The sequence below is a fragment of the Reella acinonychis genome, from assembly GCF_052828705.1.
In genome coordinates this window covers 201,794-220,316 of the sequence record NZ_CM128256.1, presented here as the reverse complement: position 1 = coordinate 220,316, position 18,523 = coordinate 201,794, and the positions used below count along the sequence as shown (strand labels likewise).

The 18,523-nt window shown below is 42.2% G+C and carries 14 protein-coding genes, 2 tRNA genes and 2 rRNA genes; 15 read left to right on the top strand and 3 right to left on the bottom strand.

Annotated elements, in window-relative coordinates; all coding sequences use genetic code 11:
* Positions 1-36: 36 nt before the first annotated feature.
* The 9 genes from ACUXZ4_RS01160 to gnd all read left to right on the top strand — a co-directional run bounded on the left by ACUXZ4_RS01160 (position 37) and on the right by gnd (position 9,031).
* Positions 37-113: transfer RNA gene (locus ACUXZ4_RS01160), tRNA-Ile, on the top strand.
* 36 nt (positions 114-149) lie between these two features.
* Positions 150-225 (top strand) — tRNA-Ala (locus ACUXZ4_RS01155).
* A gap of 211 nt (positions 226-436) precedes the next feature.
* Positions 437-3,330 (top strand): 23S ribosomal RNA (locus ACUXZ4_RS01150).
* A gap of 134 nt (positions 3,331-3,464) precedes the next feature.
* Positions 3,465-3,579, top strand: a 5S ribosomal RNA gene (rrf, locus tag ACUXZ4_RS01145).
* A 221-nt stretch (positions 3,580-3,800) separates the two neighbouring features.
* Complete coding sequence (cysQ, locus tag ACUXZ4_RS01140) at positions 3,801-4,616, top strand: 3'(2'),5'-bisphosphate nucleotidase CysQ (RefSeq protein ID WP_464973236.1); 816 nt, start codon at positions 3,801-3,803, stop codon at positions 4,614-4,616.
* A gap of 32 nt (positions 4,617-4,648) precedes the next feature.
* The gene (gene zwf, locus ACUXZ4_RS01135) at positions 4,649-6,133 is read left to right on the top strand and encodes a glucose-6-phosphate dehydrogenase (RefSeq protein WP_464973235.1); all 1,485 of its coding nucleotides are present in this window, start codon (positions 4,649-4,651) and stop codon (positions 6,131-6,133) included.
* Between the two features lie 104 nt (positions 6,134-6,237).
* Positions 6,238-6,936, top strand: a complete 699-nt coding sequence (gene pgl, locus ACUXZ4_RS01130; RefSeq protein ID WP_464973234.1) for a 6-phosphogluconolactonase — start codon at positions 6,238-6,240, stop codon at positions 6,934-6,936.
* Positions 6,937-7,029: 93 nt separating this feature from the next.
* The gene (locus ACUXZ4_RS01125; protein ID WP_464973233.1) at positions 7,030-7,548 is read left to right on the top strand and encodes a hypothetical protein; all 519 of its coding nucleotides are present in this window, start codon (positions 7,030-7,032) and stop codon (positions 7,546-7,548) included.
* Positions 7,549-7,576: 28 nt separating this feature from the next.
* Positions 7,577-9,031 carry a decarboxylating NADP(+)-dependent phosphogluconate dehydrogenase gene (gnd, locus tag ACUXZ4_RS01120; protein WP_464973232.1) on the top strand — a complete coding sequence of 485 codons (1,455 nt, stop codon included), beginning with the start codon at positions 7,577-7,579 and terminating at the stop codon, positions 9,029-9,031.
* A gap of 73 nt (positions 9,032-9,104) precedes the next feature.
* On the opposite strand, the gene ACUXZ4_RS01115 is transcribed toward gnd, so the two are convergent.
* Positions 9,105-9,437, bottom strand: a complete 333-nt coding sequence (locus ACUXZ4_RS01115) for a DMT family transporter (protein WP_464973231.1) — start codon at positions 9,435-9,437, stop codon at positions 9,105-9,107.
* Positions 9,434-11,371 carry an ABC transporter ATP-binding protein gene (locus tag ACUXZ4_RS01110; protein ID WP_464973230.1) on the bottom strand — a complete coding sequence of 646 codons (1,938 nt, stop codon included), beginning with the start codon at positions 11,369-11,371 and terminating at the stop codon, positions 9,434-9,436. The genes ACUXZ4_RS01115 and ACUXZ4_RS01110 overlap by 4 nt, the downstream gene beginning before the upstream one ends.
* Positions 11,372-11,578: 207 nt before the next feature.
* On the opposite strand from ACUXZ4_RS01110, the gene ACUXZ4_RS01105 reads away from it, so the two are divergent.
* Genes ACUXZ4_RS01105 through ACUXZ4_RS01095 form a run of 3 tightly spaced genes read left to right on the top strand, consistent with a single transcriptional unit; the run spans position 11,579 to position 14,980 of the window.
* Positions 11,579-11,842: an oxaloacetate decarboxylase subunit gamma gene (locus tag ACUXZ4_RS01105; protein WP_464973229.1), complete on the top strand. Its 264-nt coding sequence runs from the start codon at positions 11,579-11,581 to the stop codon at positions 11,840-11,842.
* Positions 11,843-11,869: 27 nt separating this feature from the next.
* The gene (oadA, locus tag ACUXZ4_RS01100; RefSeq protein ID WP_464973228.1) at positions 11,870-13,660 is read left to right on the top strand and encodes a sodium-extruding oxaloacetate decarboxylase subunit alpha; all 1,791 of its coding nucleotides are present in this window, start codon (positions 11,870-11,872) and stop codon (positions 13,658-13,660) included.
* Positions 13,661-13,675: 15 nt separating this feature from the next.
* A complete protein-coding gene (locus ACUXZ4_RS01095; protein WP_464973227.1) occupies positions 13,676-14,980 on the top strand; it encodes a sodium ion-translocating decarboxylase subunit beta in 1,305 nt (434 codons plus the stop codon).
* Positions 14,981-15,053: 73 nt separating this feature from the next.
* Here ACUXZ4_RS01095 and trmB read toward each other — a convergent pair whose 3' ends face one another.
* Positions 15,054-15,812: a tRNA (guanosine(46)-N7)-methyltransferase TrmB gene (trmB, locus tag ACUXZ4_RS01090; RefSeq protein ID WP_464973966.1), complete on the bottom strand. Its 759-nt coding sequence runs from the start codon at positions 15,810-15,812 to the stop codon at positions 15,054-15,056.
* A 150-nt stretch (positions 15,813-15,962) separates the two neighbouring features.
* Here trmB and mutY point away from each other — a divergent pair, with 150 nt between their 5' ends.
* Genes mutY through mltC form a run of 3 tightly spaced genes read left to right on the top strand, consistent with a single transcriptional unit; the run spans position 15,963 to position 18,438 of the window.
* On the top strand, positions 15,963-17,075 hold the full coding sequence (gene mutY, locus ACUXZ4_RS01085) for an A/G-specific adenine glycosylase (protein WP_464973226.1): 1,113 nt from the start codon (positions 15,963-15,965) through the stop codon (positions 17,073-17,075).
* A 2-nt stretch (positions 17,076-17,077) separates the two neighbouring features.
* Positions 17,078-17,356, top strand: a complete 279-nt coding sequence (locus tag ACUXZ4_RS01080) for an oxidative damage protection protein (RefSeq protein ID WP_464973225.1) — start codon at positions 17,078-17,080, stop codon at positions 17,354-17,356.
* Between the two features lie 5 nt (positions 17,357-17,361).
* Positions 17,362-18,438: a membrane-bound lytic murein transglycosylase MltC gene (gene mltC, locus ACUXZ4_RS01075; protein WP_464973224.1), complete on the top strand. Its 1,077-nt coding sequence runs from the start codon at positions 17,362-17,364 to the stop codon at positions 18,436-18,438.
* Positions 18,439-18,523: the final 85 nt, after the last annotated feature.

Genomic DNA, 18,523 nt, shown 5'->3' with positions numbered 1-18,523 from the left:
TTGTTTGATATGAAATAGAAGAAACCAACTCCTTTTGGGTCTGTAGCTCAGGTGGTTAGAGCGCACCCCTGATAAGGGTGAGGTCGGTGGTTCAAGTCCACTCAGACCCACCACTCGAGAGAGTGAAAGCTAAAAGGAAGTCATGATATGGGGATATAGCTCAGCTGGGAGAGCGCCTGCCTTGCACGCAGGAGGTCAGCGGTTCGATCCCGCTTATCTCCACCAACATCATGACAAAGTAAATTATAAGCAGTTTATTTTGTCATGATGTTTTATCGAAAGATGAATATCTTGAAAATTGTTCTTTAAAAACCAGGAAACAAGCTGAAAAACTGAGAGATTTTCGAAAGAAAGTCTGAGTAGAGAAAAAATCTTAGCTGAGAAAGGCAGCTAAGTGTTTAGTGATGAGACGTCTCAAGAATAATTGAGGTTGTATAGTTAAGTGACTAAGCGTACAAGGTGGATGCCTTGGCAATCAGAGGCGAAGAAGGACGTGCTAATCTGCGAAAAGCTTGGATGAGTCGATAAGAGGCGTTTAATCCGAGATATCCGAATGGGGAAACCCAGTAGATGAAGAATCTACTATCATTAACTGAATCCATAGGTTAATGAGGCAAACCGGGAGAACTGAAACATCTAAGTACCCCGAGGAAAAGAAATCAACCGAGATTCTGTGAGTAGCGGCGAGCGAAAGTGGAAGAGCCAGTAAGTGATATCAGCGATGACAGAGGAATGTGCTGGGAAGCACAATCACAGAGGGTGATAATCCCGTACTCGAAGTCATGGTTGAAGTACTAAGCTTACGATAAGTAGGGCGGGACACGTGATATCCTGTTTGAAGATGGGGGGACCATCCTCCAAGGCTAAATACTCCTGATTGACCGATAGTGAACCAGTACTGTGAAGGAAAGGCGAAAAGAACCCCGGTGAGGGGAGTGAAATAGAACCTGAAACCTTGTACGTACAAGCAGTGGGAGCCCTTATGGGTGACTGCGTACCTTTTGTATAATGGGTCAGCGACTTATATTTTGTAGCGAGGTTAACTGAATAAGGGAGCCGAAGGGAAACCGAGTCTTAACTGGGCGATTAGTTGCAAGGTATAGACCCGAAACCCGGTGATCTAGCCATGGGCAGGTTGAAGATTGGGTAACACTAATTGGAGGACCGAACCGACTAATGTTGAAAAATTAGCGGATGACTTGTGGCTGGGGGTGAAAGGCCAATCAAACCGGGAGATAGCTGGTTCTCCCCGAAATCTATTTAGGTAGAGCCTTATGTGAATACCTTCGGGGGTAGAGCACTGTTTCGGCTAGGGGTCCATCCCGGATTACCAACCCGATGCAAACTGCGAATACCGAAGAGTAATGCATAGGAGACACACGGTGGGTGCTAACGTTCATCGTGGAGAGGGAAACAACCCAGACCGCCAGCTAAGGTCCCAAAGTACTAGTTAAGTGGGAAACGAAGTGGGAAGGCTTAGACAGCTAGGATGTTGGCTTAGAAGCAGCCATCATTTAAAGAAAGCGTAATAGCTCACTAGTCGAGTCGGCCTGCGCGGAAGATGTAACGGGGCTAAATTAGTCACCGAAGCTGCGGCATCAATGGAAACATTGTTGGGTAGGGGAGCGTTGTGTAAGCGGAAGAAGGTGAATCGAGAGGTTTGCTGGACGTATCACAAGTGCGAATGCTGACATAAGTAACGACAAAACGAGTGAAAAACTCGTTCGCCGGAAGACCAAGGGTTCCTGTCCAACGTTAATCGGGGCAGGGTGAGTCGGCCCCTAAGGCGAGGCTGAAAAGCGTAGTCGATGGGAAACGGGTTAATATTCCCGTACTTGGATAAACTGCGATGTGGGGACGGAGAAGGTTAGGTTAGCAGACTGTTGGATGTCTGTTTAAGGCGGTAGGTGGAGAGTTTAGGCAAATCCGGACTCTCTTAACACCGAGAACTGATGACGAGGTGCTACGGCACTGAAGTAACTGATACCACGCTTCCAGGAAAAGCCACTAAGCTTCAGGTTTATCTAAACCGTACTGAAAACCGACACAGGTGGTCAGGTAGAGAATACTCAGGCGCTTGAGAGAACTCGGGTGAAGGAACTAGGCAAAATAGCACCGTAACTTCGGGAGAAGGTGCGCCGGCGTAGCTTGTAGTCCCTTGCGGACGAAGGGTGAACCGGTCGAAGATACCAGCTGGCTGCAACTGTTTATTAAAAACACAGCACTCTGCAAACACGAAAGTGGACGTATAGGGTGTGATGCCTGCCCGGTGCTGGAAGGTTAATTGATGGTGTTATCGAAAGAGAAGCTCCTGATCGAAGCCCCAGTAAACGGCGGCCGTAACTATAACGGTCCTAAGGTAGCGAAATTCCTTGTCGGGTAAGTTCCGACCTGCACGAATGGCATAATGATGGCCAGGCTGTCTCCACCCGAGACTCAGTGAAATTGAAATCGCCGTGAAGATGCGGTGTACCCGCGGCTAGACGGAAAGACCCCGTGAACCTTTACTATAGCTTGACACTGAACATTGAATTTTGATGTGTAGGATAGGTGGGAGCCTAAGAAGCAGTCACGCCAGTGATTGTGGAGGCGTCCTTGAAATACCACCCTTTAACGTTTGATGTTCTAACGAAGGACGTGGAACGCGTTCTCGGACAGTGTCTGGTGGGTAGTTTGACTGGGGCGGTCTCCTCCCAAAGAGTAACGGAGGAGCACGAAGGTTTGCTAATGACGGTCGGACATCGTCAGGTTAGTGCAATGGTATAAGCAAGCTTAACTGCGAGACAGACAAGTCGAGCAGGTGCGAAAGCAGGTCATAGTGATCCGGTGGTTCTGAATGGAAGGGCCATCGCTCAACGGATAAAAGGTACTCCGGGGATAACAGGCTGATACCGCCCAAGAGTTCATATCGACGGCGGTGTTTGGCACCTCGATGTCGGCTCATCACATCCTGGGGCTGAAGTAGGTCCCAAGGGTATGGCTGTTCGCCATTTAAAGTGGTACGCGAGCTGGGTTTAGAACGTCGTGAGACAGTTCGGTCCCTATCTGCCGTGGGCGTTGGATGATTGAGAGGGGCTGCTCCTAGTACGAGAGGACCGGAGTGGACGCATCACTGGTGTTCCAGTTGTCTCGCCAGAGGCATTGCTGGGTAGCTAAATGCGGAAGAGATAAGTGCTGAAAGCATCTAAGCACGAAACTTGCCTCAAGATGAGTCATCCCCGACTTTAAGTTGGTAAGGGTTGTTGTAGACTACGACGTAGATAGGTGGGATGTGTAAGCGTTGCGAGACGTTGAGCTAACCCATACTAATTGCCCGAGAGGCTTAACTATACAACCTGAATTGTTTTTGGGTTGGACTTAGACGAGAGAGAAGAGATTGAAAGTTTGAGGCTTGTTTTTGGTTTTTGATAAAGAGTGATAGAAAAGAACGATAAATAGATAGATAAAGACATCGAAGGAATAATCTTGGCGGCGATAGTGCAGTGGACCCACCTAATCCATGCCGAACTTAGAAGTGAAACGCTGTAACGCCGATGGTAGTGTGGGGTTTCCCCATGTGAGAGTAGGACACCGCCAGGTTTTGAATAAGAGAGAAAGAGAATCCCAGTCAGAGATGGCTGGGATTTTTGTTTTTTGAAAAAAGAGAAAGCAGAAACAAAAAACAGAAAAAAGTGCGGTGGGAAAATGTGAAGTTTTAGTGGTCATTCCTTTTGAATTTGATTATTTAGTTATAATACCTCGTGATTAAAGAACAAATTTGTTAAACTATTGTTATTCTTTTCTGATCTCGGGTTATTTTCATGTATTTGACAGAGCAATTTCTTAATGCTGTACTTGCAATAACTGCTGAAGCTGGTGAGATATTAGCTGACTTTTATCTAAAATCAGTGAAAGTTTATAATAAATCGGATAACACACCAGTGACTGAAGCCGATTTATTTCTTAGTCAGTTTTTAATGCAACGATTGTCTGAATTAACCCCAACAATTCCCATCTTATCAGAAGAAAATTGTAATATTCCTCTTGAACAGCGAATGAATTGGGATACTTACTGGTTGATAGATCCCTTGGATGGTACGCAAAATTTCATTGATAGAACAGATCAATTCGCAATTCTCATTTCATTAGTACATAAAAACCGTCCAATTTTAGGTGTCATTCATGCACCTATTTTACAATCAACCTATTATGCAATGGCTGGCTTTGGTGCTTATCGTAAACAAGGTCAACAAATTACCTCTTTACCAAAACGAAAAATTGATTTGACCGAACCGTTGAAAATTGTACTGGGTTCAGCAAATAAAAAGGAAAAAGTGCGGTCAATTTTACCGAAGAATTTTGCTCATGAATTTTTGATTTATGGCTCTAGTGGGCTTAAAAGCGCACTTGTGGCGGATGGGACCGCGGATTGTTATGTGCGTTTAGGTCGAACGGGCGAATGGGATACCGCAGCTGCAGAAATCCTATTACAAGAAGTGAATGGTGTTATTTTTGATCCTCATTTTGCATCTCTTACTTATAATCAAAGAGATACTTTTGTGAATCCAGATTTTGTTATGTGTGCTGACATGACATTAAATTGGCAACATATTTTTCACTTTGAACAGCTCAAATAACCAAAGGGTTAACATTATTTACGGAACTAAATATGAATATAGAAAATTGTTGTATCGTTATTTTTGGTGCCTCAGGAGATCTTACCCATCGTAAGCTAATCCCCGCACTTTATAACTTATATAAAATCGGGCGTTTATCAGAGAATTTCGCGGTTCTAGGTGTCGCCCGTACAGCGATGAATGATGAAGAATTTCGTCTTAAGATCAGAGAAGCATTAATTGCGCATGAGGATGCAAATGGTGAAACACTGAACAAGTTTCTTTCCCATTTAGAATACCAATCGCTAAATACATCAGAAGTTCTCGATTACGGCAAACTCGTTCCCCGTTTAGATGAGTTGCACGATAAATATCACACGGGTGGCAATACCCTTTACTACCTTTCTACCCCACCAAGCCTCTATTCTGTGATTCCTGAATGCCTTGCAGCACACGGACTAAATACCGAAGAATTTGGTTGGAAACGCATCATTGTGGAAAAACCGTTCGGCTACGATATGCGAACCGCCAAAGAGCTAGATTTACAAATGCACCGCTATTTTGAAGAGCATCAAATCTACCGTATCGACCACTATTTAGGCAAAGAAACGGTGCAAAACTTGCTTGTACTACGTTTTTCTAACGGCTTGTTTGAACCGCTTTGGAACCGCAATTTTATTGATTATGTGGAAATCACAGGGGCAGAATCCATTGGCGTGGAAGAACGTGGCGGTTATTACGATGGTTCAGGGGCAATGCGTGATATGTTCCAAAACCACTTATTGCAAGTGCTCGCAATGGTCGCAATGGAGCCACCTGCGATGATTGATGCGGATTCAATGCGTTCTGAAGTGGCAAAAGTGTTGCATTGCTTGCGTCCGCTTTCTAATGAGGACATCAAAAACAACTTGGTGCTAGGGCAATACGCCACTGGCACAATCAATGGTGAAAGCGTGAAAGGCTACTTACAAGAAAAAGGCGTGCCTGCGGAATCAAACACCGAAACCTTTATGGCGGTGCGTTGTGAAATCGAGAACTGGCGTTGGGCTGGCGTGCCTTTTTATGTTCGCACAGGCAAACGATTGGCAACTCGTGTAACCGAAGTGGTGATTCACTTTAAAACTACGCCACATCCTGTATTTAGCCAAAATGCCCCTGACAACAAATTGGTTATCCGTATTCAACCAGACGAAGGCATTTCAATGCGTTTTGGCTTGAAAAAACCAGGGGCTGGATTTGAATCTAAAGAAGTCTCAATGGATTTCCGCTATGCTGATCTAGCTTCGCCAAGCCTGCTAACCGCTTACGAACGCTTGCTGTTAGATGCGATCAAAGGCGATGCCACCCTGTTTGCCCGCACCGATGCCGTTCACGCCTGCTGGAAATTCGTGCAACCGATTTTGGACTACAAAGCCGAAAATGGCAGGGTGTACGAATACGAAGCTGGCACTTGGGGTCCATCCGAAGCCGATAAACTCATTGCAAAACACGGCAGAGTATGGCGTAAACCAAGTGGATTGATGAAGAAGAAAGTGTAATGTAAAGCGGACGCCAGCGTGGCGTCCCTACCATTTTTCACGCCGATCTTAAATCACAGTATTTGTAGGGACGCCACGCTGGCGTCCAATAAAAAGGAATAGCAATGAACACCCACATTTTTGACACCGCCCAACACGCTGTTGAGCAAATCGCCCAAGAATTTATCACATACAGCCAACAAAACCGCCCTGTGCATATTTCCCTTTCAGGTGGCTCAACGCCAAAACTGCTGTTTAAAACGCTCGCTCAATCGTCTTTTGCCGAAAAAGTGCGGTGGGAAAATCTGCATTTTTGGTGGGGCGATGATCGAATGGTCGAGCCAAACGATCCCGAAAGTAACTACGGCGAAGTGCAAAAATTGTTGTTCGATCATATCCAAATCCCAGCCCAAAATATTCATCGCATTCGTGGCGAACAGCCTGTGGAACAAGAACTTGCAAGATTTTCACAAGAACTGACGGATTGTGTTCCTAACCTTGAGTTTGACTGGATCATTTTAGGAATGGGCACAGACGGGCACACGGCATCGCTTTTCCCAAACCAAACCGATTTTAACGATCCGAATGTGGCCGTGATTGCTAAACACCCCGAAACAGGGCAAATCCGCATTTCCAAAACCGCTCAACTTATCAAAAAAGCCAAACGGGTTAGTTATTTGGTCACAGGTGGTTCAAAAGCAGAAATTCTAAAAGAAATTCAAACCACACCAGCAGAAAACTTGCCTTACCCAGCCGCTAAAATCAAAGCAAAAAATGGCGTAACGGAGTGGATTTTGGATAAAGAGGCTGCGAAGTTGTTATGACAACGGGTAAGATTTCGAGAAAAATTTGTAAAACTATTAAAAATAATTTTAATATGTAATCATAATAAAGTTTTTTTAAGTTAAGGAACATATATGAAATTTAAATCTATTTTATTAACTGTCTTATTGCTATCTGCTTGCTCAAACAAAACTTTTTATAGTTCATTTAACTCGATAAAATCAAAAGTTAGAGATTTTACATCCGCTTTAAATTATAAAGTGAAAACTAATATAACCGATACTCCACAACAAATCTGCAAAAATACAGAAATAGATTATACGAATGCATTGATTACAATAACAGGAACTCCAATAAAATATGATTCTCCAGAGTTTTTAATTATAGTTAGAGAATATAGTGCCCTTTTTCCTGGTGATTATATACAAAGATCGGAATATCAAAAGAGAGCGAGAATGCTTTTAAAACTAGATGATAATACTTACGTTATTGGAGATTTTGGAAAAATTTACGACTCATTTTATTCAGAGTGGGCAAAAGAAAAAATAGAAAAACAGGAAAAAATAGAAGTTCAAGGTATTATCAGTGAAATAGAGAGAGAAAACGGGGAATGTTTCTTAATATTTCCAGATGCTATTCCTGTTATTAAATAACATTTAAACATACATTTAGGAGCAAAAAATGTCAGTAAAAGGCGATATCGGCGTTATCGGTTTAGCGGTAATGGGGCAGAATTTAATTCTGAATATGAACGACCACGGTTTTAAAGTGGTGGCGTATAACCGTACCACATCAAAAGTGGACGAGTTTTTGGAAGGGGAGGCGAAAGGCACGAACATTATCGGTGCCTATTCGTTGGAAGATTTGGCAGCTAAATTGGAAAAACCACGCAAAGTGATGTTAATGGTACGTGCGGGTGATGTGGTGGATCAATTTATTGAGGCATTGCTACCGCACTTGGAAGCCGGCGACATCATTATTGACGGCGGTAACTCGAACTATCCAGATACCAACCGCCGCGTGAAAGCCTTAGCAGAAAAAGGCTTTCGCTTTGTGGGATCTGGCGTGTCAGGCGGTGAAGAAGGGGCGCGTCACGGACCGTCCATTATGCCAGGCGGTAACGAAGAAGCGTGGCAATATGTGAAACCTATTTTACAAGCGATTTCAGCTAAAACCGACAAAGGCGAGCCTTGCTGTAACTGGGTTGGCAAAGAAGGGGCTGGGCATTTCGTGAAAATGGTGCATAACGGCATTGAGTACGGCGATATGCAGTTAATTTGTGAAGCCTATCAATTCTTAAAAGACGGTTTGGGTTTGAGTTATGATGAAATGCAACAAATTTTCGCTGAATGGAAAAAAACCGAACTAGATAGCTATCTGATTGATATTACAACGGATATTTTGGGCTATAAAGACGCAGACGGCGAACCGTTGGTGGAAAAAATCTTAGACACCGCTGGTCAAAAAGGCACAGGTAAATGGACTGGTATCAATGCGTTAGACTTTGGTATTCCATTAACACTGATCACCGAATCGGTCTTCGCTCGTTGCGTGTCATCGTTTAAAGATCAACGTGTGGCGGCATCTAAACTGTTCAATAAAACCATTGGCAAGGTGGAAGGCGACAAAAAAGTGTGGATCGAAGCGGTGCGTAAAGCGTTATTGGCGTCAAAAATCATCTCTTATGCCCAAGGTTTTATGCTGATTCGTGAAGCGTCTGAAAACTTCGGTTGGAACATCAACTACGGAGCAACAGCGTTGTTATGGCGTGAAGGTTGTATCATCCGCAGCCGTTTCTTAGGCAACATTCGTGATGCTTATGAAGCCAATCCTGATTTGGTGTTCTTGGGGTCAGACAACTACTTCAAAGGCATTTTAGAAAATGCGTTGGCAGACTGGCGTAAAGTGGTGGCGAAATCCATTGAAGTGGGTATTCCTATGCCTTGTATGGCAAGTGCGATTACCTTCTTAGACGGTTACACTTCCGAGAAAGTGCCAGCGAATTTATTGCAAGCACAGCGTGACTACTTCGGTGCGCACACCTACGAACGTACCGACAAACCACGCGGCGAATTCTTCCACACCAACTGGACTGGCCGTGGCGGAAACACCGCTTCAACGACTTATGATGTGTAACCTATCCAGTAAACATAAAGCGGACAATTGTCCGCTTTGTTATTTTAAAACTAAAGAAAAATCCACCGCACTTTTAGTGGTTTGCACCACCAGAAAAGAGGTTAATCACTAATACACCGCCGATAATCATCGCTATGCCAATACTACCAGCAAGATCGGGTTTCTGCCCAAAAGCGAAATAGGCAACAACAGTAGTCAGTATAATGCCCACGCCCGACCATACGGCATATACAATCCCAATAGGCAAGCTTTTGGTAATAATGGAAAGCAAGTAAAGAGCGATAACAAAGGCAACAATTGCTACCGTTGTGGGCAAGGGTTTTGAGAAACCTTCGCTTGCTTTAATGCAGTTTGTTCCGACAACTTCTATACAGATAGCGCAGGCGAGCAAAAACCATGGATTCATTGCTGTTCTCCCATTAATTGCTCCAAAGCTTCTTGCGCTTCAAGCCAATCTGCTTCTACTACTTCCAAAGACTTTTTGCATTGCATTTGTTGGTTTAAAAGTGCGGTTAATTTTTCTTTATTTTCTGCTTGATAGAGATCTGTATCTGCTAGCTGTTGCTCAATATCGGCTAACTGCTGAGTATGAGTCGCCATTTGTTGTTCCAATTTATCAATTTGTTTGCGTAATGGCGCAGTTTGCTGACGTAGTTCCGCTTCACGACGTTTTTGTTCTTTGCGATGCTGACTTGAATTTTCATTGTTTGATGGGGAAACTTGCTCATTTTTCACCGCACTTTCCCGTTTTTCTTGTGCGTTTACTTCATTAAGCCATTTTGCATAGTCCTCTAAATCGCCATTAAATTCTTCCACTTGTTTATCATGCACAAGATAAAATTCTTCCACTGTATTGCGTAATAAATGGCGATCGTGCGATACCACAACCAATGAACCTTGATAATCCACTAACGCCTCAGTGAGTGCTTGGCGCATATCTAAATCCAAATGGTTGGTTGGCTCATCCAGTAATAATAAATTCGGGCGTTGCCACACAATTAAGGCGAGAACTAAACGTGCTTTCTCTCCACCAGAGAAAGAACTCACTAATTCATTCACTTTATCACCATGGAAAGCAAAACTACCCAAATAATTGCGCAATTCTTGTTCGGTTTGCTGTGGCGCTAATTTTTGCAAATGCCATAGCGCGCTTTCATCCGCACGCAAGGTATCCAGTTGATGTTGCGCAAAATAACCCAGTTGTACACCTTTAGCGAGCTGAACATTGCCTGAAAGTGCAGTCAGTTCGCCTGCTAATAATTTAATTAAGGTGGATTTCCCTGCGCCGTTTTTACCCAATAAACCAATGCGTGAGCCAGGCACGAGATTGAGTTTGATTTTTTGTAAAATTTCCACCGCACTTTGATCCACAAGGTAACCTGCGCTGGCTTTTTCAATCATCACTAAAGGATTGGGTAAAGAAATGGGCTCGCGGAAATGGAAGGTGAACGGATTATCCACATGAGCTTGACTGATTCGTTCCATTCTTTCGAGCGCTTTTACGCGGCTCTGAGCTTGTTTCGCCTTAGTCGCTTTTGCTTTAAAGCGATCAATGTATTTTTGCAAATGCGCAATTTTTTCTTGTTGTTGACGATAAAGTGCGGTTTGTTGCGCTAATTTTTCTGCCCGCTGAATTTCAAAACTAGAATAATCGCCGGTATATTCATAAATTTTCTGTTGTTCAATATGCAAAATTTTATTCACGATAGGATCGAGAAAATCGCGGTCATGAGAAATTAACACCAAGGTACCTTGATATTGTTGCAGCCAACGTTCTAACCAAATTACTGCATCCAAATCCAAGTGGTTGGTGGGTTCATCTAATAACAATAAATCGGAAGGGCAAAGTAAGGCTTGTGCAAGGTTTAAGCGCATGCGCCAACCACCCGAAAAGGATTTGACCGAACGTTGCAAATCTTCTTGTGAAAAACCTAAACCATGTAATAAAGCTGATGCACGCGATTGAATAGTCCAAGCGTCAATGGTATCTAATTGCGCGTGGATATGTGCAATAGCATTGCCATCATTTTTGTCATGGGCTTCTGCTAAGGCATTTTGTAATGAACAATAAACACGATCTCCCTCAATCACATAATCCAAAGCGGACATATCCAATGCAGGCGTTTCCTGATTTACCCAAGAGACAGCCCAATTTGATGGATAATTCACATCTCCGCCTTCAGGTTGTAATTCTTTTTTTAATAATGCAAAGAGTGATGATTTTCCACAGCCGTTTTTGCCTACTAATCCGACTTTCTGTTTTGGATTAATGCTTGCATTGGCATCTTCAAGGAGTAAATTTTGACCGCGTTTTAAGGATAAGTTTGAGAATAAAATCATTATGAAACCAATAAATTGGAGGGTTGATATTGTTATTGCTAGGCGGAATTGTAATGTTTTTTCGGTTTTTTGTACATTTTTCTGCAAAATCAAATTGGAACCGATTTTAGTTTGCTAACAAATTGTTCGAATTTGATCTGCATCACAGTTTTTCATCGCTAAAATGGGTACAATAAAGCTCTTATTGTTGATGATAAGGATAGAAATATGACCTCAGCAGAACTTTTCGGAGAAGGACTTAACCTGATGTTTTCAGGGATGGGGTTTGTATTGGTTTTCTTGCTTATTTTAATTTGGGCAATTGGACTGATGTCAAAACTCATAAATCGTTATTTCCCTGAACCTGTTACCCAACCTAAAACTTCACAAAATTCAACCGCACTTTCAACCCCACCGAATGATTTAGACCGCTTGCGCCCTGTGATTGTTGCTGCAATCGCACATCATCGACGTTCTCAAGGTTTAAACTAAGGCTAAATAAAATAGAAGGATTTGATTATGACTAAGAAAATTAAAATAACTGATGTAGTACTTCGTGATGCTCACCAATCACTTTTTGCAACACGTTTGCGCTTAGATGATATGTTACCGATTGCTGCCGAGTTAGATGATATTGGTTATTGGTCTTTAGAGGCTTGGGGTGGCGCAACTTTTGATAGCTGTATTCGTTTTTTAGGTGAAGATCCTTGGGTACGTTTACGTGAATTGAAAAAAGCTTGCCCGAAAACACCATTACAAATGTTATTGCGTGGTCAAAATTTATTAGGTTATCGTCATTATGCTGATGATGTGGTGGATCGTTTTGTTGAGCGCTGTGTAGTAAATGGCATGAGCGTTTTCCGCGTATTCGATGCAATGAACGACCCGCGCAATATGAAAGCGGCATTACAGGCTGTGCGTAAACATGGCGGACATGCACAGGGTACTTTGAGCTATACCACAAGCCCAGTTCATACGTTACAAACTTGGTTAGATACCACAGAACAATTATTAGAAATTGGTGTGGATAGTTTAGTCATTAAAGATATGTCGGGTATTTTAAATCCGATGGATGCTGCACGTTTAGTAGGCGAAATTAAAAAACGTTTTGATGTTCAATTACATTTACACTGCCATGCAACGACAGGTATGTCTGAAATGGCGTTATTAAAAGCGATTGAAGCTGGTGTAGATGGTGTGGATACATCTATTTCTTCAATGTCTGGTACCTATGGTCACCCAGCGACAGAATCCATTGTGGCGACTTTACAAAATACCGAATTTGACACAGGTTTAAACATTGAAAGATTAGAAAAAATTGCGGCTTATTTCCGTAATGTGCGTAAAAAATACGCGAAATTTGAAGGTCAATTACGAGGCGTTGACAGTCGTATTTTAGTGGCGCAGGTGCCGGGTGGCATGTTGACGAACTTAGAAAGTCAGTTAAAACAACAAAATGCCTCAGATAAATTAGACAAAGTATTGGAAGAAATTCCTCGTGTTCGTAAAGATTTAGGTTACATTCCGTTAGTTACACCAACCTCACAAATTGTGGGAACACAATCGGTAATCAATGTGTTAATGGGTGAACGTTATAAAACCATTGCGAAAGAAACAGCGGGCATTTTAAAAGGCGAATATGGTCGTACACCAGCGCCAGTGAATGCGGAATTACAAGCACGCGTATTGGAAGGTGGTCAACCAATTACAGATCGCCCAGCGGATCATATTGAACCTGAAATGGCGAAAATTGAGGCGGAAGTCAAACAAACAGCACAAGAAAAAGGCATTAAATTAGCAGACAATGCAATTGATGATGCGTTAATTGTGGCGTTATTCCCTCAAATTGGTTGGAAATTTCTTGAAAATCGTGGTAATCCAGATGCCTTTGAACCAGCGCCTACAGCAGAAAGTGCGGTGCAAAAACCACAAGTTTCTACACCAGCAGCTAAACAGGCTTCAGGTTCTGCAGTCTATACAGTGGAATTAGAAGGTAAAGCCTTTGTGGTGAAAGTGAGCGAAGGCGGTGATATTACTAATATCGCACCACAAGCGGCTCCGGCGCCAGCACCGACTGCAGCTCCAGCAGCAACAGGTGGTACACCAGTAACTGCACCAATGGCAGGTAATATTTGGAAAGTGGTGGCATCGGAAGGACAAACTGTTGCAGAAGGTGATGTATTATTTATCCTTGAAGCCATGAAAATGGAAACCGAAGTGCGTGCAAGCCAAGGTGGAACAGTGCGTAATGTCAGCGTGAAAGCTGGCGATACTGTGGCTGTTGGCGACACTGTAATGACCATTGCCTAAACTTAAGGAGTTGTGATGGAAAGTATTATTGCTCTATTAAAAGGTACAGGCGTAATGCACCTTGAATGGGGGCAAGCAGTGATGATTATCGTTAGCCTTGTGTTACTTTGGCTAGCGATAGCACGTAAATTCGAGCCATTACTGTTGCTACCTATTGGCTTTGGTGGATTGCTGTCGAATATTCCTGAAGCAGGAATGGCAATGACCGCATTAGATAATCTCTTGCATAGCGGTACGACTGAACAACTTAGCATTGTCGCAGCGAAAATTGGCGCAGTTGCTGAGCCAAGTGCAATTAAAGCAGCGTTAACCAATTTGCCAATGTCAGTGCATAATGAATTAGAAGTGCTAGCGGGCGATTTAGGTTATAGCTCAGGTATTTTGGCCTTATTCTACAAGGTGGCTATTGGCTATGGCGTGGCGCCACTCATCATTTTTATGGGTGTTGGTGCAATGACGGACTTTGGTCCGCTATTAGCTAATCCACGCACCTTATTGCTGGGTGCGGCAGCACAGTTTGGTATTTTTGCCACCGTATTAGGTGCGCTAGGATTGAACTGGCTTGGTGTTATTGATTTTACCTTACCACAAGCTGCAGCAATTGGGATTATCGGTGGTGCGGATGGTCCAACAGCGATTTATCTAGCCAGTAAACTTGCCCCTGAATTATTAGGCGCAATTGCCGTAGCGGCTTATTCTTACATGGCGTTAGTGCCATTGATTCAACCGCCAATTATGCGTGCATTAACCACTCAACAAGAACGTAAAATTCGTATGACGCAAATGCGTACAGTAAGTAATAGAGAGAAAATTTTATTCCCTATTATTCTATTGTTATTAGTTGCGTTATTGTTGCCAGATGCAGCACCATTATTGGGTATGTTCTGTTTTGGTAACCTTATGAAAGTGAGTGGTGTGGTGGATCGCTTGAGTGATACTGCACAAAATGCCTTGATTAATATTGTTACTATCGTCTTAGGTTTATCTGTTGGTGCCAAATTGGTGGCAGATAAATTCTTACAACCACAAACCTTGGGTATTTTATTGCTCGGTATCGTTGCTTTTGGTATCGGTACAGGTTGTGGTGTGTTAATGGCGAAATTAATGAATAAGGTTAGCAAGCATAAAATCAACCCACTCATTGGTTCTGCTGGGGTTTCTGCGGTACCAATGGCGGCGCGTGTATCTAATAAATTAGGTTTAGAAGCCGATAATCAAAACTTCTTATTGATGCATGCCATGGGACCAAATGTGGCTGGCGTAATTGGCTCTGCGATTGCTGCAGGGGTGATGTTGAAATACGTTGGCGCTTTGCTATAGTCTGAGCTGAAAACTAAAACTTTGTTAAAATAAACCGCACTTTTAGCAAACCTAAAGTGCGGTTTTATTTGGATTATTTTTTAATGAAATATAAATCCCAAACGCCATGTCCTAAACGATGTCCTCGCTGTTCAAACTTCGTCAAAGGGCGGAAATCAGGACGCGGAATGTAATCATTCGTAGCCGAAGTATTATAAATGCCTACTTGATTTTCCATGCTTTGTAGCACCTCTAACATATGTTCTGCATAATTTTGCCAATCCGTTGCAAAATGGATAAAACCACCGCTCGCCAATTTTTGAGTGACAGTTTCTACGAAATGCGGTTGAACGATACGGCGTTTATGATGTTTTGCTTTATGCCAAGGATCAGGGAAAAACAATTGTAAGCCAGCCAATGCACCATCCGCGATACAATCACGCAAAATTTCTGTCGCATCATGACAAATCACACGTAGATTTTTCACTCCTTTCTCTAAAGCATAGGCTAAGCAAGCTCCCACACCAGGCGTATGTACTTCAATGCCTAAATAATTTTTATCTGGATTCTGCTCCGCCATTTCCACTAGCGATTTGCCCATACCAAAACCAATTTCTAAGATAACGGGATAGGAGTTTCCGTAAATCTGTTCAAAATTAAAGTGGCTTGTTTGGTGGTCTAAACCATAGTCTGCCCAGTTTTCATTCATAATATTACGCTGGAATTCACTCAAACGCCCAGTGCGTAGTACAAAACTGCGTACTTTGCGTTTATAGCGTCCATCTTCAGTAAATTCTGCGGTTTCTACGGTTTTGCGTTTTTGATCCGCAAAGCTGGTTTTTGATGTATTCATTGCTGGTTTCACATTAGTCAAAATTGCGTGGATTATACGAATTTTAGCTCCAAATGAAAAGTGCGGTGGATTTTGAAGAGGTTTTGTCATCTCAAAGCGCTGATTTATGCTAGAATTCTTCTTTCTTTTTTCACCGCACTTTGAATAGTTATGCAGGCTCAATCTTCCGTTAATGCCCCTTTTGCCCAATCCGTCTTAAATTGGTATCACCAATTCGGACGTAAACATTTGCCTTGGCAGCAAAATAAAACCCTTTATGGTGTTTGGTTGTCGGAAGTCATGTTGCAGCAAACGCAAGTCGCCACAGTGATTCCTTATTTTGAACGTTTTATGGCTCGCTTTCCGACGGTTTCCGATTTGGCAAATGCGCCTTTAGATGAAGTTTTGCATTTGTGGACAGGGCTTGGTTATTACGCAAGGGCGCGCAATTTACATAAAGCCGCACAAATTATTCGCGATCAATATCAGGGTCAATTCCCCTCTGAATTTCAACAAGTTTGGGATTTACCTGGGATTGGGCAAAGTACTGCGGGTGCCATTTTGTCCTCTGTTTTGAACCAACCTTATCCTATTTTAGATGGCAATGTGAAACGTGTATTAGCGCGTTATTTTCAAATTGAGGGCGTGCCGAGCGAAAAGAAAGTGGAAAATGCGTTTTGGCAACGAAGTGCCGAAGTTACGCCAATTGAACAGGTGGCAGATTTTAATCAAGCCATGATGGATCTCGGCGCGATGGTTTGTACAAGGACGAAACCGAAATGTGAACTTTGCCCGCTGCAGAAAAAGTGCGGTGCAAATTTAACGAATTCTTGGAAAGATTACCCCAATAAAAAAGTCAAAAAGCAATTGCCCGAACGCACGAGTTATTTTTTGATTTTAGCGGATCAAGATAAAGTTTTGTTGGAACAACGTGAGCAATCTGGCATTTGGGGTGGATTATATTGTTTTCCTCAATTTTCTTCTAAGCAAGACGTATTTAATTATCTTGCTGAACAGGGGATTTCTCATTATCAAGAATGGACGAGTTTTCGTCATACCTTTAGCCATTTTCATTTGGATATTTACCCAATTTATGCGGAACTTAATGTAAAAATATGTGACGAAGATCGTACGGATTGGAAAAAAATTCAAGAAAATGCAGCAGAATATCAATCTACTGTATGCAGTCAGGCTAAATATTGGTATGATTCCCGCAATCCTGAACCGATTGGGCTCGCTACGCCGGTCAAAAATCTATTAATTGAATTTCAAAAAGGACGATAATTATGGCAAGAAACGTATTCTGTGCGTATTTAAAACAGGAAGCTGAAGGACTTGATTTTCAGCTGTATCCCGGCGAATTGGGTAAGCGTATTTTTGATAATATTAGTAAACAAGCTTGGTCTGAATGGATCAAAAAACAGACAATGTTAGTCAATGAAAAAAAATTAAATATGATGAATTTAGAACATCGTCAATTATTAGAGCAAGAAATGGTCAACTTCTTATTTGAAGGTAAAGACGTGCATATTGAAGGCTATGTTCCACCATCACAAGAAAACTAATTCCAATGAAAATGAATTTTAAGAAATTGGCCGTTTGGCTCATTATTCCTTTTTTATATGCTTGTTCGTCGAGTGAACGTCGCGGCGATGAAACCTTCGCAAAAGATACCCATGGTTTAGATTTATTAACTGGGCAATTCTCTCAAAATATCGATCAAATTTGGGGCGTGAATGAACTGTTAGTGGCAAGCCGAAAAGACTATGTGAAATATACGGACAGTTACTATACGCGTAGCCATATTAGCTTTGAAGAAGGGCAAATTACAATTGAAACTCTCTCTGATTTGAATCGCTTGCATAGTGCGATTGTGCATACTTTGTTGATGGGTTCTGATGCAAAAGGTATCGATTTATTTGCTTCAGGTGATACTCCGATTAGTAGTCGCCCTTTCTTAGTTGGGCAGGTAGTCAACCATTTTGGTCAGTCAATTAACAACATTAATATTGCCAGTGATTTTGCGACTTATTTAATTCAAAATAAATTGCAAAAACGCCGTTTAAATAATGGGCGTACAGTGCAATTTGTTGCGATTCAGATGATTGCTAACCATGTTAATGTACGTGCAAGAAAATATTTACCATTTATCCGTAAAGCATCGCGTCAATATGGTATTGATGAAAGCCTTATCTTAGGTATTATGCAAACGGAATCGAGTTTTAACCCTTATGCAATTAGCTATGCGAATGCGATGGGATTAATGCAAGTGGTACCACATTCTGCGGGGCGTGATATTTTCAAAATGAAAGGTATCAGTGGACAGCCAAGTAAGAGCTATTTGTTTGACCCTGCGAAAAATATTGATGCTGGTGTTTCTTATTTGTGGTTGTTGAAAAATGAATACTTGCTAGGCATTGAAAATCCAACTTCGATGCGTTATGCCATGATTTCCGCTTACAATAGTGGCGCAGGCGCAGTATTACGCGTATTTGATCGTGATAAGGATGAAGCGATTTATCGTATTAATCGTATGTCACCAGAGCAAGTTTATCGCATTTTAACAACAGCACATCCATCTTCACAGGCAAGAAATTACTTGTTAAAAGTGGATAAAGCACAAAAAAGTTATCGCCGAGTAAGATAATTATAAAAAAGCGCATAGGCTGAAAACCTATGCGTTTTTTATTTAATAATCGCAAATTGCATATTAAATCGGCAACTGAAGTAAA